Genomic DNA, 21439 nt, shown 5'->3' with positions numbered 1-21439 from the left:
AGCCTGTTGGGCGGACTTCAGGCCTGTGTTTTTTCAAATTCGCGCATGTAAGCCACCAAGGCTTGGACGCTTTCGAGGGGCATGGCGTTGTAAATGCTGGCACGCATGCCGCCCACCGATTTGTGGCCCTTGAGCTGCAGCAGGTTGGCGGCTTTGGCTCCGGCCAGGAATGCGTCGTTGCGTGATTCGTCGCGCAGGAAAAAGGGCACGTTCATGCGCGAGCGGCAGTCCCTGGCGACACGGTTTTCGAACAAGCTGGAGCTGTCTAGGAAGTCGTACAGCAGTTGGGCTTTGGCGATGTTGCGTTGTTCCATGGCCGCGATGCCGCCATGCTTTTTCAGCCACTGGAACACCAGCCCTGCGATGTAAATGCTGTAGGTGGGCGGGGTGTTGTACATCGACTGGTTGTCGTTCACCAGCTTGTAATCAAAAGCGCTGGGGCAATGCGGCAGGGCGTGACCGATCAGGTCTTCGCGCACGATCACCAAGGTCAGACCAGCCGGGCCCAGGTTCTTTTGCGCCCCGCCAAAGGCCAGGCCCACGCGGGACCAGTCCACCGTGCGCGAAGCCACATGCGAAGAAAAATCAACCACCAGCGGTGCATCGCAGCCCAGGGTTTTGAGGTCTGGCAGTTCGTGAAACTCCACGCCGTGGATGGTTTCGTTGCTGCAGATGTGCACATAGCGGCTGTCAGCACCGATTTGCCATGTGGCTGGTGCGGGCAGGGTGGTGAAACCTTCTGTCTGCGCCGTCGCGGCCACACGGGCTGTACCGTATTTGCCCGCTTCCTTCAGAGACTTTTGGCTCCAGCTGCCTGTGAGCACAAAGTCCATGGCACCGCCTTGCGAAAGGTTCAGCGGGACGATGGCGTTTTCAGCCAAGCCGCCGCCTTGCATGAACAAGATTTTGAAGTTCGCAGGCACCGCCAACAGTTCGCGCAAGTCGGCTTCGGCTTGCTCATAAATGCTGATGAACTCTTTGCCACGGTGGCTCATTTCCATCACGCTCATGCCCGAGCCGTGCCAGTCGAGCATCTCTGCCGCAGCTTGTTGCAGCACAGCCTCCGGCATGACGGCAGGGCCCGCCGAGAAGTTGAAAGCGCGGCTCATGGCTTATTCCGCTGCAGGTGCGCTGTCGTCCGCTGCTGCGTCGGCATCACCGGTTTCACCTTCGGCCATGTTGGCGTCGTTTTCGACGATGCGTTGCAGGCCGGAGAGTTTGGCGCCTTCGTCCAAGCCAATCAAGGTCACACCCTGGGTGGCGCGGCCCATTTCGCGAATTTCGGACACGCGGGTGCGCACCAAAACACCGGTGTCGGTGATCAGCATGATCTCGTCGTCGGCATGAACCAAGGTGGCGGCGACGACTTTGCCGTTACGCTCGGATTGCTGGATGGCGATCATGCCCTTGGTGCCACGGCCGTGGCGGGTGTATTCGCTGATGTTGGTGCGCTTGCCGTAGCCGTTTTCGGTCGCGGTCAAGACGCTGGCGCGGGCTGCGGTTTCGTCTGCAGCTGCGGCCGGGTCTTCTTGTTCAGACACGAGCATGGCGATGACACTTTGATGCTCTTCGATCATCATGCCGCGCACGCCACGGGCGCTGCGGCCGAGCGGTCGCACATCGTTTTCGTCAAAGCGCACGGCTTTGCCGCCGTCGCTGAACAGCATCACATCGTGTTGACCGTCGGTCAGCGCAGCGCCAATCAAGAAGTCGCCCTCATCCAGGTTGACGGCAATGATGCCGCCCTTGCGCGGATTGCTGAATTCGTCCAGCGAGGTCTTCTTCACGGTGCCCATGGACGTGGCCATGAACACATACTGGTTGTCAGGGAAGGTGCGCGCTGCGCCGGTCAGGGCCAGCACCACGTTGATCTTTTCGCCTTCTTGCAAGGGGAACATGTTGACGATCGGACGGCCACGCGAGCCGCGCGAACCGGCAGGCACTTCCCAGACCTTGAGCCAATACAACCGGCCCCGGTTCGAGAAGCACAGCAAATAGTCGTGCGTGTTGGCGATGAAGAGTTGGTCGATCCAGTCGTCTTCTTTGGTGGCGGCGGCCTGTTTGCCACGGCCGCCACGCTTTTGTGCGCGGTATTCGCTCAGGGGCTGGCTCTTGATGTAACCGCTGTGGCTGAGCGTGACCACCATGTCGGTGGGCGTGATCAGGTCTTCGGTGGAGAGGTCTTGAGCGCTATGCTCGATCTCGCTGCGGCGTGCGCCGATCTTGGTTTGACCAAATTCCTGGCGCACAGTGCCCAGCTCGTCACCAATGATGGTGGACACGCGCTCGGGCTTGGCCAGAATGTCCAGCAGGTCTTCGATTTCGGACATGACCTCTTTGTACTCAGCCACGATCTTGTCTTGCTCAAGACCCGTCAGGCGCTGCAGACGCATCTGCAAAATTTCCTGCGCTTGTGTGTCCGACAGGCGGTACAGGCCGTCCTGTCCCAAACCGTATTCGCGCTCCAGACCTTCGGGGCGGTAGTCGTCGGCATTGACCACAGAGCCATCGTCGCGGGCGCGCGTCAGCATGGTGCGCACCATCTGGCTGTCCCAGGCGCGGGTCATCAGCTCGGCCTTGGCCACAGGCGGTGTGGGCGCGCCACGGATGATGGCGATGAAGTCGTCGATGTTGGCCAAAGCCACGGCCAGGCCTTCCAGCACATGGCCACGGTCACGCGCTTTGCGCAGCTCGAACACCGTGCGGCGTGTCACCACTTCGCGGCGGTGCTGCAAGAAGACCTGGATCAGGTCTTTCAGGTTGCACAGCTTGGGTTGGCCGTCGATCAGGGCCACCATGTTCATGCCGAAGGTGTCTTGCAGCTGGGTCTGTTTGTACAGGTTGTTCAGCACCACCTCAGGTACGGCACCGCGCTTGAGTTCGATCACCAGGCGCATGCCCGACTTGTCAGACTCGTCCTGGATGTGGCTGATGTCTTCGATCTTTTTTTCGTGCACCAACTCGGCCATGCGCTCTTGCAAAGTCTTTTTGTTGACCTGGTAAGGCAACTCATCGACCACGATGCACTGGCGTTGGCCTTTGTCGATATCTTCAAAGTGGCACTTGGCCCGCATGACCACGCGGCCGCGGCCGGTGCGGTAGCCGTCCTTGACGCCGGTCATGCCGTAAATGATGGCACCTGTGGGGAAGTCAGGCGCAGGCACGATTTCCATCAGCTCATCGATCGAGGCTTCGGGGTTGCGCAGCAGGTGCAGGCAAGCGTCTACCACCTCGTTCAAGTTGTGCGGCGGGATGTTGGTGGCCATGCCCACCGCAATGCCGCCCGAGCCGTTGATCAACAAGTTAGGCAAGCGCGAGGGCAGCACCAAGGGCTCTTTTTCAGAGCCGTCGTAGTTGGGGCCAAAGTCGACGGTTTCTTTATCGATGTCGCCCAGCATCTCGTGGGCGATCTTGGCCAGGCGGATTTCGGTGTACCGCATGGCCGCTGCGTTGTCGCCGTCCACCGAGCCGAAGTTGCCCTGGCCGTCGACCAGCATGTGGCGCATGGAAAAGTCTTGCGCCATGCGCACGATCGTGTCGTAGACCGACTGGTCGCCGTGCGGGTGGTATTTACCGATCACGTCACCCACGATACGGGCCGATTTCTTGTAAGGTCTGTTCCAGTCGTTGTTCAGCTCGTGCATGGCGAACAAGACTCGGCGGTGCACAGGTTTCAAACCGTCACGGGCATCCGGCAGGGCGCGACCCACAATCACGCTCATGGCGTAATCGAGGTAGCTGCGCCGCATTTCCTCTTCCAGACTGATGGGCAGTGTTTCTTTGGCGAACTGGGTCATAAAAAGAGTGAGGGATAAATGGACGCGATGTGAACCTGTGATTTTAGGTGCAAGCCGCTGTCGCGTATATGCAACATTTGTCATTCATTAAGACGGCAGCCTGAGAGGCGCGTGAGCCATTTAACGAATAGGCCTTCCGTGTATGGCACAATAAATGTCAACGGTTCATGTGACGGTCACTTGAAACGTATTTTTTTCGCAGCGAGTCTGCGGCTTTATCCCCTAAGAGGAAGACCATGAAGAAATTCAACAAAGTGGCGATGTTGTTTGCCTCCGCAGCTCTCGTAACAGCCGCAGGCGCTCAATCCGTTGACAACTGGCGCAACGCTTCCGGCGATGCTTGGAAAAACGGCACACAAGAACTCTGCTGGCGCGATGCCAACTGGACACCTGCCACAGCCGCTGCCGGCTGCGATGGTGCCATCGTTGCTCCTAAAGCTGCCCCTGCTGCTGCACCAGCAGCAAAAGCTGCTCCAGCACCAGCACCTAAGGCTGCTGCACCTGCACCTGCACCTGCACCTGCACCCGCTGCTGCCACCAAAGTCACTTACGCTGCTGACGCTTTCTTTGACTTCGACAAAGCTGTGTTGAAGGCTGAAGGCAAAGCCAAGCTGGACGATCTGGTTGGCAAAGTCAAAGGCATCAATCTGGAAGTCATCATTGCTGTGGGTCACACCGACTCCGTCGGCGCTGACGCTTACAACCAGAAGCTGTCTGTCAAGCGCGCTGACGCTGTGAAGGCTTACTTGGTGACCAAGGGCATCGAGAAAAACCGCGTTTACACCGAAGGCAAAGGCGAGAAGCAGCCAGTGGCTGACAACAAGACTTCTGCTGGCCGTTCCAAGAACCGCCGTGTGGAAATCGAAGTGGTGGGCACACGCGCCAACAAGTAATCCTTTACAGGATTAGCAAAAAGCCCCAGCAATGGGGCTTTTTTTCGTCTGTCGTTCACCGCTGGTGGCCTGTTCACCGACAATCAGACCCCATGACTACAAGCCATTCCAATGTTGACCCGGCCGAACTGGCCAAATTCTCCGATCTGGCTCACCGCTGGTGGGACCCTGAGAGCGAATTTCGCCCACTGCACCAGATCAATCCGTTGCGCCTCGAATGGATCAACGGTTTGGTGCCCTTGGCGGGCCTGAATGTCGTGGACATTGGTTGCGGCGGCGGCATTTTGGCCGATGCCATGGCGCGCAAGGGTGCCCAGGTGCTGGGAGCCGACCTGGCCACCAAATCCCTCAAAGTGGCCCAGTTGCATGCGCTCGAAGCGGGCACCCAAGGGGTGCAGTACCGCGAAGTCAGCGCCGAGGCGCTGGCGGCAGAACAAGCCGAGCAGTTCGATGTGGTCACTTGCATGGAAATGTTGGAACACGTGCCAGATCCGGCTTCGGTGGTCAAAGCCTGTGCCCAACTGGTCAAACCCGGCGGCTGGGTGTTCTTTTCCACGCTCAACCGCAACCCCAAATCTTTCCTGTTTGCCATTGTCGGTGCCGAGTACATCCTGAATTTGTTACCCAAAGGCACACACGAATTTGCCCGCCTGATCAAACCCAGCGAGTTGACCGCTTGGGCGCGTGAAGCTGGTCTGGATGCCCAAGGCTTCAAGGGCATGGAATACAACCCGTTTACCAAGCGTTATTGGCTCAGCCAAGATACCAGCGTGAATTATTTGCTGGCCTGCAGGAAAGCCTGAACATGTTTCACCACGCACAAGCCGTCTTGTTTGATTTGGATGGCACCTTGATCGATAGCGCCCCTGATCTGGGCGCGGCCGTGGACAAAATGCGGGTTGACCGAGGCATGCCCTCTTTGCCTCTGGATCATTACCGCCACATGGCCGGAGCTGGTGCCCGGGGGATGCTGGGCATCGCCTTTGGGATGACACCCGAGCACCCTGACTTCGAGGTCATGAAAGAAGAGTTTTTCGTCAACTACGAAAGCTGCATGACCGAACGCACCCGCATTTTCGACGGCGTGGTCGACATGATCGCCCGCCTCGATGCTTGGGGCCTGTCTTGGGGCGTGGTCACCAACAAGTCGAGCCGATTCACCGACCCTTTGACTTCGGCGATGCCGCTTTTTGCGACGGCGAAAGCCATTGTCAGTGGCAACACCACGCCGCATGCCAAACCGCATCCTGAGCCCTTGTTCGAGGCGGCGCGACGGCTGGCCATTGATCCGGCGCGCTGTGTGTACGTGGGTGACGACGAGCGTGACATCGTCGCGGGCCTGGCCGCCGGCATGGGCACCGTGGCCGCGACCTATGGTTATTTGGGGCAGCAGACCGATATTTCACGCTGGAATGCCCATTTGCACATTGATTCGCCGATGGACCTCTTGAAATTCCTCCAGAGCGCCTAAAATAGTCTCCTCAGGGGCTGCACTGGTTTCGACATGGGTTCGGACGCGTGGCAGGGCATGTCGAGGTTCTGATCCTCGTTAATCTTCGGAAAAAAACTAACTGCAAACGACGAACGTTTCGCACTCGCCGCTTAATCCGGTGAGCCTTGCAACAGTTGGCCGATAGGCTGGGTTAGGGTGATGAGGGGGTTAAACCCCTCAAAGTCCTAGCTGCAAGGTAAAACATATGGGCTGGCATCACCTCGGGTACCTTGAGGTGGTGTGAGAAAAAAGGGTACTGGCTGGGTGTTCAGCGTGTCGCTGCGCGGTGCATTTGGCGAGACTCAAATCAGACGACTACACATGTAGAACTGTACGAAAAAGACTTATGGACGGGGGTTCAAATCCCCCCAGCTCCACCAAATTAAAAAACCAACCTTTCTAGGTTGGTTTTTTTCTGCCATTTTCCCCCCGTAGCGGCGATATGGCTTGCGGATACCGGCTCGCATTTTTCTCAAATTTTGGCGTCCCTAAGGCCGTTTTCTCACTAAATTCTCAGTTTTCCTTGCGGACTTTCTATCAGCTAAGTGCTTGATTTATATGGTTTTAGCGCCCTGAGTTGGACCATGCTAATGCTCGGGCATTCGCTCAAAACAAACTTTTCGGCCGTTTTTAGAGTGGGATTTTTCACTTGGTGAAATCGTTTGGCGCACTCGGTGCCCCTTTGCCTGAGGCCCGGACTTTGGGGCTAGCCTTTTGTTTTTTGGTCGCTGGCTCGGCTTTGTATTCGATGCGCAGCAGTTCGGATAAGCCCGGCCAATTGATTTGTATCTCCATCTGATTTGGATAAAAAACTACTTTGCGCACCAGTTGATAAATAAGGCCCGCTACTGCGGGGGCGACAAATAAGTGCCAGCTTGTATCTAAGGCTGATAAGTTCTGCCGGACATGGGCAGGTTCGAACTCTGCTCGAGAGGCCCAGTCTGGTGGGAGTTGGTCCAGCCAGGGCTGGGGGTTTTTGAAGCGCTCGCGCAAATGGGAGACCACGATCCCGTGGACTTCTGAGGTGGCCAATGACAACGGCCCCGTGTCTGATGATTTTTCTTCTGCGGTTTGAGGGCCTACGTAATAGCAGTGGCGTCGGCCCTTGGGCGTGGTGGACACGTGCATCTTGTAGGCGCGCCCGTCGTGCCAAAACAGCCGCTGGTTCAAGGGAAAGTCCTCCAGGCGCCGGTCCTCGTGGGGGATGCCGCTGGACCTTGTGCGCTGGGCGCGGATGGCCTGCACCCGATCCCACAGGACCTGATCAATGATGGGCTCGTGCGCGGCGGGATGCCACGCCTCTTTGTAAAACACCTCACCCACGTACATCCGGTTGCGCAGCAGCTGGTTGAGGGTGTTGCGGTTAAAGGGCTCGCCGCCGTGCCGGTTACCGTTGGCGCTCACATGTAACTTGGTGCGGTAGCCCCGCAGCTTGAGCGCCTCGAGCAAAGCTGCCACCGACCCACCCTCGGCAACCCGCTCAAAGATGTCGCGAACGACCGCCGCCTCTGCCGGGTCCACTTGGAGCGCTTGCTTTTCGTTCAGGACGTAACCCAACGGGATGCCATTGCGCTGCCACTTGCCACTGGCACGCGTGATGGCCACCTTGTCTGCAGTCCGTTCCCCGGCCAACTCCCGCTCGAACTGACCAAACGATGTCAGCAGGTGCAGGGTCAGGCGGCCCATCGGGCTCTCGCTGTCAAACGCTTGGGCAATACTGACCAAAGAGATCTGCTTGAGCGTGAAAGTCGGCAAGATGTCACAGATGTCCCGGACGCTGCGGCACAGACGATCGAGCCGGTGCACGACCACGGCGTCAAATCGCCCAGCCTCTACCTCTTTCAATAACTCAATCAGGGCAGGGCGGTCCAGGTTGCCACCGGAGTAGCCATCGTCAAGGAAGGCGGGTGCTGCCAAGTGCCAGCCCAGGCTGCGTTGAGAGCGAATGAACTCCTCACACGCCTGGACTTGGGCGTCGATAGAGTTCAGGCCCGTATCGCTGCTACTCACCGACACTCGCGCATAAATGGCGCAGCGCCGCCCATTTGGCACCCCTGCCAAAGTCATCGCTTCACCGGGAGGGGTGAGGGTGTCGTGGTCCATAAGACCACATCATCTCAGAACGAAAGCATGGGCAATCTCGCCAATTTTGCTCAGACCCTATGGCGTCAACGTGGGGCGTCAACGCGTGCGTTCGTTGTCCAGCTGATAAGCGCGGCGGCGCTCGAACTCTTGATATTCCCTTGTGACCGCAGGGTCGCTGTAGCCTGCCGATACATCCGATTGCGCATCGATGCCGTCAAGACCCGGTAGTGCTGAGACCGACTGCAACCAGCTCTCGCGTGGAATTTGAGGCTCAATAAACGGCTTCAAATACGCATCCAGATGACCATCGTTTGGCGTCTCAATTTCTTGGGTGAGTGCGTCTAGATACGGTTGCTTGCTGGTGCGCATCCAGTTCACCGACATGTTGGCGCGAAAGCAAAGCTCAGCATGAACGAGCAACATGGTCCGCCCATTGCCGTCAAGGAAGGGATGGCCATACGCGAACATGCCCATGATGAAGCCGGGGCGTTGATTCATCAGCTTTTTGTCTTGCGCCAAAGACAACCCCTCCGAGACTGCCAGCCGACAGTCGCGTGGGTGGCAGAAGTAGAGAGAACCTTTTTTGACGGCACTGTCCGGCAAGACTTCGGCGCGATCTTTGCCGGCCCAAGGGTAAAGACCTTCGAACAAAATGTGGTGCACCTCTAAGAAGTCGTCGTACTCAATCCGCTGTCTCTTGGCCAGAAAATCCAGGGCAACTGGAAGCTGAGCTCGAAACAGTTCATGCTCGGCGATCTTGACGATTTCCAGGTCTTGCTCTTTGTCGAAGTTGCGCAGGTAGCCCTCGGTCGCAAAGTCACCAAAGGGGTCAAACACGGGCCAGATTCCGATGGTGCGCGATGACCAGTCGGGTCATGTCGCGGGGAGAGAGCTTGCCTGCCCGTGTCAGTGCAACGAGGAGGTCATCTGTTTTGTCGCTTTTGACCTCGTCGCCAGCCAGCTTGGTCACGGCTTTGGCCCAAAGGTCTGCATAAGTTGGGGCAAACACAATGCCCTCGCGCTTGGCCAGCTGACGTACATATATGGCAGTGGGGTCGCTGCGGCGTCGCCTTGCTCGCTTGAGCTCTTGACTCCGTTGGTGTTCTATCTTGGCCATGGCCTGTTCACGCAAAGCTTGTTGCCCCATCTGCTCGGCCTTGTCGGGCTTGGCATAGACACCACGATCGAGTCGGACGATGAGTCCCTTTTGAAGCAAGGCTTTGAGCGCGGCAGACACCTGGCTGGGGCTACCAAACCCATTGACGTCTGAGCGCAGCAAAACGCCGTCCCGCCGAGGGCGGAGGGATTGCAAGATGCGTCCTTCGATGTTCATATGGTTCATTATACGACTGACGAAAAAACTATGTAGATCAATCGTCTATGGAGATTTCTATGCCGATGTTGAGCCGAACTCCCGTGAGCATCGACCCAGGCGTCGCCGGAGTCCAGCATGGTCGGGGGCTAGCGTGTGTTGCAGCAAAGGTATTGGTTTAGCTTGGCACAACGAGGCCTATCAAAACAATAGGTTAAGCTCAGAAATTGAGTACCCGGACGGGCATCAAAAAGGACCGAGATGCACCACTACACAGATGGCGGGCTGCGCAACGTGTGGCTGGCTAATGGATATGAAATCAAGAAGACGCCCCACGGCGAAGGCGTGGCTTTTCACAACCTCGATGGCCTCACGCGCTCAATCAGCATAGCGCTGACCCGCAAGGCCTCGCTGTTGACGGGCGCCGAGTTTCGCTACATCCGCAGCGCGGGCATGTTGTTGTCACAGCCAGCTTTGGGCAAGTTGATGGGCATCGACGGCCAGTCGGTGGCGCGTTGGGAAAAAACTAGCAAGGTGCCGCGCTGGGCGGACAAGCTTGTGCGTCTGCTCTACACGGCCCAAGCCGAAGGCAGTGAGCCCATCGCAAAGGCGGTCGAACGGCTGCAGACCGTCGAGCGCCTGGCCAAGCAAAAAATCGTGGTCAAGGAGTCTCGTGGCCAGTGGCGCGCCAGTCTGCAAGACGAGGACATGGTGACCCACTGAACGTGTTATCTCCAGGGGGTTCATGAGGGCCAATAAGGGCCATATGGCCGCTCAATCATGATTGACGTTGCCACCATTCACTAGGGGACTGAATTTTCTCAGTCCCCTTTTTTTTGCCCGGAAGCCCCAGTGGTTGCGCCTTCCCGGGCATCGCCTTGCGGATGCGGCTTGCCTCGGTCGGTTCTTTTAGTCCAGCCGAGGGGCCGATTTTTCTCACTTTTCTCAGTATGCCTTGGGGACTGGTATTGAGCTAAGTGCAGGATACATATGGCATTTTTACCCCGAGTTGAACCATACTAATAGGTGGCGATTGATAAAAAAAACCGGATGGACCCTGGTCTTTGTGAGTTCGACGGTCACCTTCAGGCTGAGAGCGGATCTTCGTTAAGTCCGCATCGGATGGCCGTTTCAGATTACAAGCGAACTTCTGGAAACTCTAATTTATTGGCTGAATGCGGAAGTTCGGCGCCGCCTCAATATGCGGCACGCTTCCAGCGCAGTCAGTCATTAGGGGTCTATCCAGACGCCCAGAAGCGTTGGGGCGACGGCTGAATCAGCGGTTCACCGAGTAGACTGCGTTGGACAGAATAGACGGAGGGAGAAATGCTCGGTTCCGCAGTCATAAAAGTCCGGCCGCTTAAGCTGGCACTCATGGTTGACCCGAACAGCGCTTCGCAGGTGCGCGAGGCCATCCGCTTGGCCAGCACGCAGTGGGGCGGCATGTTTTTCCCGATTATCCCCGTGCACAAGCGCATGCCTGCGAGCTGGCGAGATGGGCCATTGAAGGCTCCTCCGGCGAACGACGTTGTGAAGGGATACCTCGACGGATTTGATCCAGACATCCTAGTCCAGTTCGGAAAAGAGTTACCCAGGTACGTCCTCGACTCGAAGCTGAAGGTCATCAAACCGGAGAATTTCTGGAGCGGCGGTCGAGACAAAGATTCGAACGAGCCCGCTTACGGTATCGGAGTACTCGATGTTCTGCTTGATATCTTCCGGGAGCACTTCAAGTTCAAGGCGAAGTACCCGCTCAAGGCCATCGTTCCCGTCATACCCAAGGGGTTCGGCCTGTTCTGGGCCAGCGTCTTCGGCGAATACCCGCAGCACATTGCCGACGCTATAGATAAGGAGTTTGCGGACGCCTTGGATATTTCTAAGCCGGAAGTGCGCGTGGACAAGTTCCGCGAGCTGACAGACGGGAACGTGCTCTTTCCAAAGCGTGTCACGCAATGGGCGACGCGCGTGCAAGGCGGGAGAGGCTTTCGTCAGAGCGGCTCGGTTTTCTTCATGGACGCCTCGAAGATCGAGGATGTCGTCGACTTCTGGAACCTCAGGGCCTCGGGACGTCAGGTGCTCCCGCTGCCAAAGCAGTTCTTGGAGGAGGAGTCCTTCAGACAGGTAGTTGTTGAATTTTTCGACGAGCACCGTCGCCCATGGGGTAAGGACGGCAATGGCTTCGATGTCGCCAGCTTGATTCGAAGTCGCCACAGCACGATGGACGAGATGCAAGCCTTTGCGAAGTCCCTGGCGCTTCCATCAGCGGAGGGGAAGGCGGGGGGCGCGACGCAACGTATGTCTCTTCAGCATTGGTACCCAAGGCTGTGGGATGAATGGGCTCGCGGCAAGGATGGTAGCGTGGCAGATGTGTATGGTGAGGATGAGGAAACCATCGACATCGAGGGCGAGGAGCATCTGTCGATGCGACTGAAATCCCTTATCCCGTCGTTTGGCCGCGAGAACTGGTACTGGAGTCAAGGTCGATGCGTGAACGAGTTCGACTTGCGCCTCTATGGGGCCGATGAACACTTGGCTGAGGTCTACCCAAAGGTCGAGGGGAACCAGCTACTGCAGGCTATTGCCGGCAACATCGGGCACTATGGCGAGTGGCGCGTAGGACGCCATGGCCTCGCCCGGATTGTCAGCCGCGTGTCGGGCGAGTCGCGCAAGCCACCTGAGTCGGAGAAGATCTTCTTCGCCTGGCTGAAAGATCGCGGCTGGGACGCGAAACTTTCGAGCCCAGGTATTCTGGCCAAGCAGATTTACAAACGCCTCGGCGGTGCAGTCGGCATGCTCGCAGACAAGGATGTTCTGGCCTTGATCGAGCACATGAACGGCGGGATGGTCAGCAGGGGCGGCGCGCAGAAAGATGACAGGATAGTCGCGGAGCGGGAAGTCTCCGTAGCCGAGGTAAAGAGAAAGCTAAACGCCGATCGCTACGAGTGGTTCATTCAAAAGGGCATCTTCAAGCTCGGACTGCAGACGAAGTGTCCTAATTGCCAGCGAAACAGCTGGTTTTCCGTGGCGACGCTAAAGGAAGAGCTCGACTGCCCGAAGTGCTTGAACGCGTTTCCCGCCGCAGGGAATATTGACCAAGGTCGAGGTGGCTGGTCCTACAGGACGGCCGGTCCGTTCAGCGTGCCGAACTTTGCGGACGGTGCATTCTCGGTCCTCCTGACGCTTGAGGCCCTTGCCGGGCGCGTCACCTCTGGGCGGCGGAGTACGTCAGTCCCGAGTTTTGAGGCGACAGCGCCGGGCAAGGTGGATCTTGAAGCTGATCTCGCCATGTTCTGGCGAGACGGGAGTTATGGTGATGACACCGCGGGGATCTTGTTCGGCGAATGCAAGAGCTACGGACCCTTCAAGCCCAAAGACTTTCAGCGCATGCGTTATCTCGCGGAGATGTTCCCCGGGGCTATTCTGGTCTTCAGTACTTTGCGTGAGAGTCTCACCAAGGAGGAGATTGCAGCACTCAAGCGCCTGACAAAGTTCGGACGCAAGTATTGGAAGGCGGAGCGACCCGTGAATCCTGTGCTGATCCTCACAGGCATAGAGTTGCTGACCTGGGTGCGGCCGCCTCTTTGCTGGAATGCGGAATTGCAAAAGCGATTCCAGAACGTGCATACGCTAATGGAGCACTGCAATGCCAGCCAGCAGATCTACCTCGGGTTACCGTCTTGGCAAGAGGACTGGCACGCGGCATTCGAGCGCCGCAGGCAAACGCGCGCGAAGAGAAGCCGTGGCCAGCGGTAAGCCCGAATCGCCAGGAATCGCCACGCGGACCGAACCTCCGGAATGGAGCCAGACGTGAACTACCGCTACAGTCCCAAGAGCTGTACCTCAACGCAGTCCCGCTGACAGGCAGTTATCGCTGCTTACCCGTTGTTTGACGCATACGTTCCCGAGCTACATCACCACCGCTGCCTCAGTTGAGCCACCACGGTTTGCTGCTCGTGCCAATTGATCGGCAGAGGGTGGCTAAAGAACCACTTGGCCGTCAGTTCGGCCGGCTGCCTACCGGCCATGATGTCGTCAACGATGTACGGATCTAGCAGCGTTAGCCGCAGCAGCTCATTCACTGTGCTCGCATCCAGCCCCTCCTTGCGGGCGATGTCGCTGCCGCTCTCAACCAGTCCTTTATCCATCAGCTTTTGCCAATAGAGGGCTCGGGCCAGGGCGGTGAGCAGGACGTTGTTGGGTAGGTTCGGGATTTGTGCCAGCTTGGCCGCTTCTTCCTCTGGCCGAATCACCACCGCCTTGCCGCCACGCTTTTTAAAGCGTATCGGAATAAAAGTCGAGGGCGGGGGAAAGTCCGGTAGTTGCACGGGTGTGTCGGTGGAGCGTTGTTTTTTCATGCGAACTCCATCTCATTCATTTCTCGTGCCGTAGTGCCCGGCGTGAGCTCACCGATGAATGCGCCCCATGCCTCGTAGCGCCAGTCCAGGGTGATGCCTTTGGGGTGAACGGTCACGCGCTTGAGTAGGCTGCGCACGATGTCCCTTTTGACATCGGGAAAGAGCTGATTCCAAACGGCGGCCGTGCGCTGAAACAGCGTGACCACCACCTCTGGCTCGCTCAGCTCTGGGTTGACCGATCGAATGTGCTCCCAATAGCGGTGCACCATCTGACCGGTGCGCAGCACCTCAAATACCTGCTCCATAACCGCCGTTTCCACCGTGCCTGCAGCCAAGTTGCCCGTGGAGCCCATGCCGGCGCCAATGTTGTGGTTCTTATTGACCACGTAATACCGGTAGGCCTGGCCCCCGCGCTTGTGGGTGGTCGTGGGCAGGTATAGCTCGCCTAGCTCGGTGTAAAGCATTCCGCGCAGCAGATGGTCGCTGGCCATGCCGTGGGATTGGCGGTGGCGTTTTTTGGGGTCCACCGCCATGATGGCCTGTACCTTGTCCCAAACGGATTGGTCCACGATGGGCGGATGCTCGCCTTTGTAGTGGGCCCCCTTGTGGTTGAGCATGCCCAGGTACATGCGGTTGTGCAGGATTTTGTAAATTGTCTGCTTGGAAAGAAGGGCTCCACGTTTGCTACGGATGCCTTCGTCGGCCAGCTTCTTAACCATGTGCGTGGTCGAGTGCGTCTCCAAAAACGAGTCGTAGATCCACCGAACGGTCTCGGCTTCCTTGGGTTCGATGATCAACTTGCGGTTGAGCACGACGTAGCCCAACGGAACGGGGCCTCCCATCCACATGCCTTTTCGCTTGGAGGCGGTGATCTTGTCGCGGATGCGCTCGCTGGTGACCTCGCGCTCGAACTGGGCAAACGACAGCAGCACGTTGAGCATCAAGCGCCCCATGGAGGTCGCCGAATTGATCTGTTGCGTGACCGAGCTGAAGCTGACCTTGTGCTTGTCAAAGAGGTCGACCATCCTGGCAAAGTCAGCCAGTGAGCGCGACAACCGGTCGATCTTGTAGACCACGATGATGTCGACCTTGCCGGCCTTGATGTCATCGAGCAGGCGCTTCAATCCCGGGCGCTCCATGTTGCCGCCAGAAAAGCCTGGGTCTTCATAGGCGTCAGGCACCAAGCTCCAGCCCTCGGCTTTCTGGCTTGCCACGAATGCCGCCCCAGCTTCGCGCTGTGCATCGATCGAGTTGAAAGTCTGGTCCAGCCGTTCGTCAGACGACACGCGGCAGTAAACCGCGCAGCGCTTGGGTGTGATTTTTTCTGTGGCTTGGCTCATGACTTTCTTTTCTCCCTGAGATGAAAGAACGACGCGCCTGACCAGTTGGTGCCTGAAATCATGCGAGCGATGCCCGAAAGACTCTTGAAGACCCTGCCGTCAATCTCGTAGCGGCCATCGGCCAAGACGGTGACCCGGTATTCCTGGCCGTCGTATTCACGCAGCAAGACGGTGCCTGGTAGCAGCGCATTGGCTTTGCGCGGTCCAGAGCGGATTTTGGAAAGACGTTCGCCAAATTCGGTCAGCAAGCTTCGGGTGGTAATTGGCAAGCCACCAAAAACCGCCTCTTGGATGCGGTACGCCAGCCGGGACTCGAGGAACTTGCGGTTGGGGTGGGTAGGTCGACTCTGAAAGTGCTGATCCCACAGCTTCCAAAGCTCTGCCATGGGCAGCTCTGGCAGGGCGGCAATCTGCTGGCTGACCTGCAAGGTTTTGGTGGCCGAACGCACCGGGTGGTTGTCTGGGTTTTTCATCTTTGGGCTCCATGAGGTTGAGAGTGGTTTGTATTCACGCTCTGGTGGCCAACGATGTCCAGAAACTCGTCTAGGTCAGTCGCATAAAGCCGACTGCTGTGGGCTTGGGCAATGCTGCGCCGCTGCTCGGCGACGGCCTGCCCAATGTGCGCTGCGATTTGCTGCAGGCTCAGGTGATTGCTTTTCGTGGGATGCCTTGGGGGCTGTGTTCGAAGGGGAGAGGTTTCGGGATTCATGGTGGGCACAGGTGACTGAGACAAACACCATCGAATCGTAAAAACCACCCCCCTCACAGGTAACGTGTTTTAGCGGTCCAAAGGGGAACAACGACCATCAGACCCGCATCAATCCTCAGTTCAACTCCCCAACTCTAGACAGCACAAGGCTTGGAGAAGCCCTTTTGACAGATTTTGCAAATACTGTACATTCATCCAGCATTAGTGACATTTGGTAACCGGATTCCAAGGCGACGGAGCGCGGATTTGGGTGGGGGCCCCATGCACTGAAAAAAACAAGAACGAGGAGACAACCGGTGAGCAAACCACTGACCTACGCAGACATCTTGCTCAGTCTGCCCGTCGACGACACGCTCAAGACATTTCTGGAGCGCCACGCGCTGCCCCTGCCAGCAGGCTGGGAGTGGAGCGACAACACCGCCACCTCACGGCGACTCATCCGCTTGGTGCAAAGTCACCCTGAAACGGCCTTGCGCGACCGTATCGTGGCGGGTCTCCACGCCAGTGCCTCGCTGGCCCACCCTCTGGGCAAACAGGCCCTGTTTCAGGCGGCCCATGAGAGGGCCGCCGAGTTGATGGGTCTGATTGCTTGCAAGAGCGATTTGCACCGAGCGTTTTGGCTCTATGTGCACCACCCTGACCTGTTTGATGCCGCCGCCGAGATCGAATACCTCGACCACCACGAGCCACAAGCCCAGCATCATGATCTCGGCATCAGCCGTCCGGTCCTTCAGGAGGAAGAGGCACTGGCCGCTTTCGCAGAAGCCATCAAGGGCTTCTATCAGCGAGAGCTGGGTTGCGGCGAGGTGTGCGTCGTCAACCTGCTTGAGCGGGCCCGAGGCACCCAGCTGATCTCAGTCCATGCCAAGGACTTGGCCACCGCCCGGCTGGAATTTGAAGGCAGCCAGCTCCAGCGGCGCGTGGGCAGTCCCAACATTCACATGGCTCTGGAGTACTCCCCCGCGACAGGTGTGGCCCGAACCATCATTCGGGGTGGTGCCAGATACCACGCCATGTTGTGCGATGCATTTGCCCGCCATTTGCTGGGGGCCAACACCGATGCGCAGCGCATCCTGGCGCCCAGATTGGATCTGTCCGGTCTGCGCTTGGGACTGAACGTCCCGCAGGCGATCGAAGATGGTTTTGTGGCCATGCAGGTCAAGAACGTAGTGGTGGTAAGCGAGTGCGGCCGGCTCAAGATGGAGTGCGTGGCCAGTGCGGTGAGCGACCAGCGCTGTGTGACCGAGCTTTTGAAGGACTACTTCGGGGCTGATAACCCGCTCAAGCGTGGATGGTCCATCCAAGCCGCCACGCTGAATTTTTACCTCGCGCCGGAGCCAGGCCGCAGCCGCTGCTCGGTCGTGAGCATTGAAGTCACCAGTCGTGGCCGGCTGAATCTGCACAAGTTCGATGAGAAGTTGCGCGCCCAGCTCGAAGGCTATTTGGTGCAACTGGGCATCCTGCAGGACCAGCAAGTGCTCAAACCCAGTGGTATCGCGACCCCGCCGGGCAGGACCTTGCATAGCGACCTGTTTGGCTGAGGCGATCATGGACTCGACCCTTCATCAACGGGCCATGGGCCTGGCCGGCATGCTTTTCTCCCGTGGAGGCCTTTCCACGGAAAACACCTTCACTCCCACCCAGCGCGAGTGCCTCCACCTGCTGCAGGAAGTCAAGGCTGTCCTCCCCGGGCCTACACAGACTACAGATGCGCTGTGCGACTACTGCGGTCTGTACCGCGGGCGCGTATTTCGCCGCCACGATGGGCTGATGGTGCAATGCCCAGATTGCGGGCCCACGTTCCTGGATCCAGCCAGTCTGCGCAGTTGGCGGCTGGACGACCAATGGCTCATCCGCAAGCTGCGTGGCGCGCTCAGCATTGATGCCAGTGCTCCGGTCACTCCTGTGGTTGAGGGTGTGTGGGACATTGGTACGCACAAACGCAGACCTGTGGTGCTGGGGCGCGAGATCGATGGCGTGATGTCGCAAGCCCTCAAGATCTTCCATGGCCACGAACCACGTCGCAATAGTTGGGTGATCACGCCACGCCCATTTGGCCCGGCGTCCATGGAGCCGCTGGCGGGAACTGCCACCTGGTGGCATTTGGAAGACCGTTTTGCCATTCATGGCCTGGCACTGCGACATGTGCCACTGGATGCAGAGCAGGGTGCTCGTGTCCAAGAGCCCGGCGCAGCGTACGCGGTCCATGGCCCGTTCACCAGCGACTTCGGCATGGCGGTGTTGGACGACTGGCCGCACGGTCCGATCCGCTTGTCGGGCGCCCAGAGCCGATTGTTCGCCGTGCTGTGGAAACACCGCCATCAAGCCCAGACCGCAGAGCTCCTCATGCGTGAGGCCGGCTTGGCCAGCGACCGCCCGTTGGATCTTTTCAAGATCAAAGCGGCCAACCGGGGCGATCCGGCCTACGAGGGGCCGTTGCATGCCTACGAGCGCCTGGTTGTTCGTCAACGACGGCTTGGGCTGTACCAACTGGTTTGGGCTGATTGAGTGTCATGGTCGGATGATATAACATTGAATTTGACGTCTAACAATTTTAATGTTATAGTTATTTTATATGTTAGAAAGACCTCTGCCCCAGAGAACCGTCCAGTACCTCAACCAGGTTCTTGGCGAGGGGGCGGTGTGCCTGCACCCCAGTCCCCAGGCAGCTGAGCTACCGTACTTTGTGCAAGACGCCTACGACATCATGACTGGTGGCGTCCATGGGCATCAGATCACCTTGGCCTGCCTCAAGCACTCCCAACCAATGCCGGTTGAGCAAATTGAGCTAAGTACGCAGCGCATCCGTGAGGCATTTCCATCCCCACTGATTGTCGCCATGCCGGGCCTTAGCCCGGGTGAGCGCAAGCAGCTAATTCAACGCGACATTGCCTTTGTCGTGCCTGGCAAGCAACTGTTTGCGCCAAAGCTGGGCATGATTTTGAGTGAGCAGTTTGGAGCGCCCACTGTCCAGCGGCATTCGCAGCATCTGAGCCCATCAACCCAAGCCTTGCTGATTTGGTTCTTGCTGCACCACCCCGTGGACGAGATCTGGCATCCCTTTGACGATGCTGCTGCCATGGGGTACGCCGCCATGACTGCCACGCGTGCGATTCGCGAACTGGTGGAGTTCGAGCTTTTGGACTTGTTGCAGCAAGGCCGTTCCAAATATCTGCAACTCAAGGCCAGCCGCCGTGACTTGTGGGATCAGGCCAAGCCATATCTGCGCACGCCCGTGCAAAAAACTTTGTGGACTTTCGATGCCGACATCTTGAACCTGCCGGGGGCCATGATCTCTGGCGAGGATGCATTGGCTCGCTTGACCATGATCAACGAACCACGGCAGCGCGTGGTCGCTATTGCGTCGTCTGCAGTTGCACAAGCTCGGCAGCGAGGTGTCTTCTTCGAGCCCGGTGAAGTGGCTGATGGGTTAGCCGTTCAGGTTTGGCGCTATGTGCCGGCCATGCAGGTTAAGACAAACGTGGTTGACCCGCTTTCTTTGTGGGTCAGCCTCAAAGACAGCGCCGACGATCGGATTCAAATGGCCCTGGATGAGTTGGAGGAGCAGTTTCCATGGTGAGAGGGCTGTCGGTCTTTCAGGCCTGGTTCAAGGATTTCGAGGATCAGTACGTCTTGATCGGCGGGACCGCAGCCAAGATCACTATGGCCCAAGAGGGGCTTGAGTTTCGCGGCACCAAGGATCTGGACATCGTCCTGCATATTGAAATGCTCACCCCGGAATTTGGCCGTCAGTTCTGGGCTTTTGTGCAGGCGGGTGGGTATCAGATACAAGAGGGTGAAGTTCAAAAAAAGCCTTGTCTGTACAGATTCCAAAAACCGCTGGACTATGACTTCCCTTATATGCTGGAGTTGTTTTCGCGTGTGCCAGATGAGGTTAGCTTCGCACCTTCCGGCCATCTGACGCCCATCCCCTTCGACGAACAGATCTCCAGCTTGTCCGCTATCTTGCTGGACGAGGATTACTACCAATTCGTGCTCAATGGTCGCCGCAACAAGGACGGTCTTCCATCATGGGTGGGCGAGGACAGGCTGATTCCCTTGAAGGCTATCGCATGGATGGAGATGACGCTGCGCGCGGCACAAGGCGAGGTCATTGACTCCAGAAAAATCAACAAGCATCTGGCCGACCTGGTCCAGTTGTCATCGCTACTCAGACCGGGCGTCACCCTTGAAGTACCTTTCAAGGTGCAGGCAGACATGCAGGGGTTTGTCGAGCGTGTTGCTGATTTGGATCCGAGAAAATACGCACTTGCGCTGGAGCGTATTTCCGCTGCTTACGGTTTAACAAAAGCCTAAGCTTGAACATTATTTACTGGACCGGTCTGACAGCTTGGTCAGTGCGGCTCAGAAAAACCACGAATCAGCCAAAGGTCACCTCGCTGACTGCTTTGGCCATCCAGCTAGGCAAACCAGCGCGCGCCTGGCGTATGGCCTCCCACTCTTGGCTAGACAACTTGCCTCTGAGCACACGCAGCGCTGCAGGCGCGTGCTCTGGCCCTAGCCAGATGAGCGCGCGTATGGCCTTGCCAGCTGGGCGCTTACCCAGCAGCATTTGACATCGGTTGCCGTGTTTGAGTTCAACATCGCGGCTCCCCAGCTGCAAGCGCCGCGACGGTCCAGAGGTCAGGTAGACCTCGCGTGTAGGTACCTGCGTGGTCAACCCCAGAGCATTGGCCTCGGCCGCGCCGCTGGCCACTACAGTCTCGCCGCTGTTGGATTCGATCGCTTCCACCACCGATTCAGTGGAGGGTGGCCGTACACCAAAGCGGCCTTGTACTGGCATCGAATAAGTGCCCCGACCCACCCGAAGTAGCGTGCCTTCACGTACCAAGCGGCACAGCGCCTGATCGACCGCTGCACGCGAGCCCAGGTGTAAGAACTCTTTGGGCGACAACAGGCCTCCCTCCTGGAGGGATTGCGCTTGCGTGAGTATGGTTTGGGCAAGAAGGCTCATGATGTCGACTCGTTTGTCAGAAGTTTACTACCGAATCTGACAAAAGGCAAAACCCGGGCATCTCACGCGATGACGCCGGGGAGTGATCCAAGAACTGGCGATACCAGCCCCAGTTCTTCAATCTCCTCCTTATCAGTTCTGAGGTGATTTTTTGCAATAGCAGCGTTGTCCCTCTACTCACTGAAAGGAGTGAACATGCTGCTCACAACACCAGCTCCCGGAGCGTCTCAGCCGCTTCACGTCATTGCCGCCACCCAGGCCACGCTCCCTGACAAGGTAGTGCTCACGGAGGCCGACCTGGCTTCGCGCTGGGGCATGAGCCCCAAGACCCTGCAGCGTTGGCGCATGGAAGGCCGTGGCCCGCACTACCTCAAGCTGGGCAAGCGGGTCAGTTATCCCGTCAAAGCTGTCATTGCTTTCGAAAACGGCGTCCAGCACGTCTCCACCTCCCAAAAGGCCAACGGCTGAAAGGACCTCGCAC

General features: G+C 58.0%; 19 protein-coding genes and 1 other RNA gene. 11 read left to right on the top strand and 9 right to left on the bottom strand.

The features are described 5' to 3' along the window. Positions 1–17 precede the first annotated feature (17 nt). Both serC and gyrA read right to left on the bottom strand, forming a co-directional pair. On the bottom strand, positions 18–1109 hold the full coding sequence (gene serC / locus ACZ5SR_RS12540) for a 3-phosphoserine/phosphohydroxythreonine transaminase (protein ID WP_464448991.1): 1092 nt from the start codon (positions 1107–1109) through the stop codon (positions 18–20). Between the two features lie 3 nt (positions 1110–1112). After that, positions 1113–3797, bottom strand: a complete 2685-nt coding sequence (gene gyrA, locus ACZ5SR_RS12535; RefSeq protein WP_464448990.1) for a DNA gyrase subunit A — start codon at positions 3795–3797, stop codon at positions 1113–1115. Between the two features lie 236 nt (positions 3798–4033). On the opposite strand from gyrA, the gene ompA reads away from it, so the two are divergent. The 4 genes from ompA to ssrA all read left to right on the top strand — a co-directional run bounded on the left by ompA (position 4034) and on the right by ssrA (position 6562). Beyond that, complete coding sequence (gene ompA, locus ACZ5SR_RS12530; RefSeq protein ID WP_464448989.1) at positions 4034–4690, top strand: outer membrane protein OmpA; 657 nt, start codon at positions 4034–4036, stop codon at positions 4688–4690. A gap of 92 nt (positions 4691–4782) precedes the next feature. Further along, positions 4783–5493 carry a bifunctional 2-polyprenyl-6-hydroxyphenol methylase/3-demethylubiquinol 3-O-methyltransferase UbiG gene (ubiG, locus tag ACZ5SR_RS12525; protein ID WP_464448988.1) on the top strand — a complete coding sequence of 237 codons (711 nt, stop codon included), beginning with the start codon at positions 4783–4785 and terminating at the stop codon, positions 5491–5493. Positions 5494–5495: 2 nt separating this feature from the next. Next, on the top strand, positions 5496–6161 hold the full coding sequence (locus ACZ5SR_RS12520) for an HAD-IA family hydrolase (RefSeq protein WP_464448987.1): 666 nt from the start codon (positions 5496–5498) through the stop codon (positions 6159–6161). A 13-nt stretch (positions 6162–6174) separates the two neighbouring features. Then, positions 6175–6562: a transfer-messenger RNA gene (gene ssrA / locus ACZ5SR_RS12515) on the top strand. A 265-nt stretch (positions 6563–6827) separates the two neighbouring features. Here the strand turns inward: ssrA and ACZ5SR_RS12510 are convergent. The 3 genes from ACZ5SR_RS12510 to ACZ5SR_RS12500 all read right to left on the bottom strand — a co-directional run bounded on the left by ACZ5SR_RS12510 (position 6828) and on the right by ACZ5SR_RS12500 (position 9600). After that, positions 6828–8285, bottom strand: coding sequence for a recombinase family protein (locus ACZ5SR_RS12510; protein ID WP_464448986.1), 1458 nt, complete (start codon positions 8283–8285; stop codon positions 6828–6830). A gap of 78 nt (positions 8286–8363) precedes the next feature. Further along, the gene (locus ACZ5SR_RS12505; RefSeq protein WP_464448985.1) at positions 8364–9104 is read right to left on the bottom strand and encodes a Fic family protein; all 741 of its coding nucleotides are present in this window, start codon (positions 9102–9104) and stop codon (positions 8364–8366) included. Beyond that, positions 9097–9600 carry a hypothetical protein gene (locus tag ACZ5SR_RS12500; RefSeq protein WP_464448984.1) on the bottom strand — a complete coding sequence of 168 codons (504 nt, stop codon included), beginning with the start codon at positions 9598–9600 and terminating at the stop codon, positions 9097–9099. Before ACZ5SR_RS12500 ends, ACZ5SR_RS12505 begins: the two co-directional genes overlap by 8 nt. Before the next feature lie 240 nt (positions 9601–9840). On the opposite strand from ACZ5SR_RS12500, the gene ACZ5SR_RS12495 reads away from it, so the two are divergent. Together ACZ5SR_RS12495 and ACZ5SR_RS12490 are read left to right on the top strand one after the other, a co-directional pair. Continuing rightward, positions 9841–10302 carry a helix-turn-helix domain-containing protein gene (locus ACZ5SR_RS12495; RefSeq protein WP_464448983.1) on the top strand — a complete coding sequence of 154 codons (462 nt, stop codon included), beginning with the start codon at positions 9841–9843 and terminating at the stop codon, positions 10300–10302. Positions 10303–10953: 651 nt separating this feature from the next. After that, positions 10954–13332 carry a hypothetical protein gene (locus tag ACZ5SR_RS12490; protein WP_464451122.1) on the top strand — a complete coding sequence of 793 codons (2379 nt, stop codon included), beginning with the start codon at positions 10954–10956 and terminating at the stop codon, positions 13330–13332. A 158-nt stretch (positions 13333–13490) separates the two neighbouring features. Here ACZ5SR_RS12490 and ACZ5SR_RS12485 read toward each other — a convergent pair whose 3' ends face one another. From ACZ5SR_RS12485 to ACZ5SR_RS12475, 3 genes are read right to left on the bottom strand one after another with little or no spacing between them, the layout of a single operon-like run. Continuing rightward, positions 13491–13934 carry a hypothetical protein gene (locus ACZ5SR_RS12485; RefSeq protein ID WP_464448981.1) on the bottom strand — a complete coding sequence of 148 codons (444 nt, stop codon included), beginning with the start codon at positions 13932–13934 and terminating at the stop codon, positions 13491–13493. Beyond that, positions 13931–15274: a recombinase family protein gene (locus ACZ5SR_RS12480; protein WP_464448980.1), complete on the bottom strand. Its 1344-nt coding sequence runs from the start codon at positions 15272–15274 to the stop codon at positions 13931–13933. Before ACZ5SR_RS12480 ends, ACZ5SR_RS12485 begins: the two co-directional genes overlap by 4 nt. Next, on the bottom strand, positions 15271–15747 hold the full coding sequence (locus tag ACZ5SR_RS12475; RefSeq protein WP_464448979.1) for a DUF2924 domain-containing protein: 477 nt from the start codon (positions 15745–15747) through the stop codon (positions 15271–15273). Before ACZ5SR_RS12475 ends, ACZ5SR_RS12480 begins: the two co-directional genes overlap by 4 nt. Positions 15748–16279: 532 nt before the next feature. Here ACZ5SR_RS12475 and ACZ5SR_RS12470 point away from each other — a divergent pair. The 4 genes from ACZ5SR_RS12470 (at position 16280) to ACZ5SR_RS12455 (ending at position 20300) form a co-directional block, all read left to right on the top strand. Next, complete coding sequence (locus tag ACZ5SR_RS12470; protein WP_464448978.1) at positions 16280–17524, top strand: hypothetical protein; 1245 nt, start codon at positions 16280–16282, stop codon at positions 17522–17524. Positions 17525–17531: 7 nt separating this feature from the next. Continuing rightward, positions 17532–18491 carry a hypothetical protein gene (locus ACZ5SR_RS12465; protein WP_464448977.1) on the top strand — a complete coding sequence of 320 codons (960 nt, stop codon included), beginning with the start codon at positions 17532–17534 and terminating at the stop codon, positions 18489–18491. Between the two features lie 67 nt (positions 18492–18558). Next, positions 18559–19563, top strand: a complete 1005-nt coding sequence (locus ACZ5SR_RS12460) for a hypothetical protein (protein WP_464451121.1) — start codon at positions 18559–18561, stop codon at positions 19561–19563. Beyond that, positions 19557–20300, top strand: coding sequence for a hypothetical protein (locus tag ACZ5SR_RS12455; protein ID WP_464448975.1), 744 nt, complete (start codon positions 19557–19559; stop codon positions 20298–20300). Before ACZ5SR_RS12460 ends, ACZ5SR_RS12455 begins: the two co-directional genes overlap by 7 nt. Before the next feature lie 64 nt (positions 20301–20364). Here ACZ5SR_RS12455 and ACZ5SR_RS12450 read toward each other — a convergent pair whose 3' ends face one another. Next, positions 20365–20958 carry a DUF6088 family protein gene (locus ACZ5SR_RS12450; protein WP_464448974.1) on the bottom strand — a complete coding sequence of 198 codons (594 nt, stop codon included), beginning with the start codon at positions 20956–20958 and terminating at the stop codon, positions 20365–20367. 195 nt (positions 20959–21153) lie between these two features. Here ACZ5SR_RS12450 and ACZ5SR_RS12445 point away from each other — a divergent pair, with 195 nt between their 5' ends. Further along, positions 21154–21426, top strand: coding sequence for a helix-turn-helix transcriptional regulator (locus ACZ5SR_RS12445; RefSeq protein WP_464448973.1), 273 nt, complete (start codon positions 21154–21156; stop codon positions 21424–21426). Positions 21427–21439: the final 13 nt, after the last annotated feature.

It is taken from the genome of Limnohabitans sp. TEGF002 (assembly GCF_055395845.1).
The sequence above is the reverse complement of the archived record's forward strand: the minus strand, read 5'-3'. Positions and strand labels throughout refer to the sequence as shown.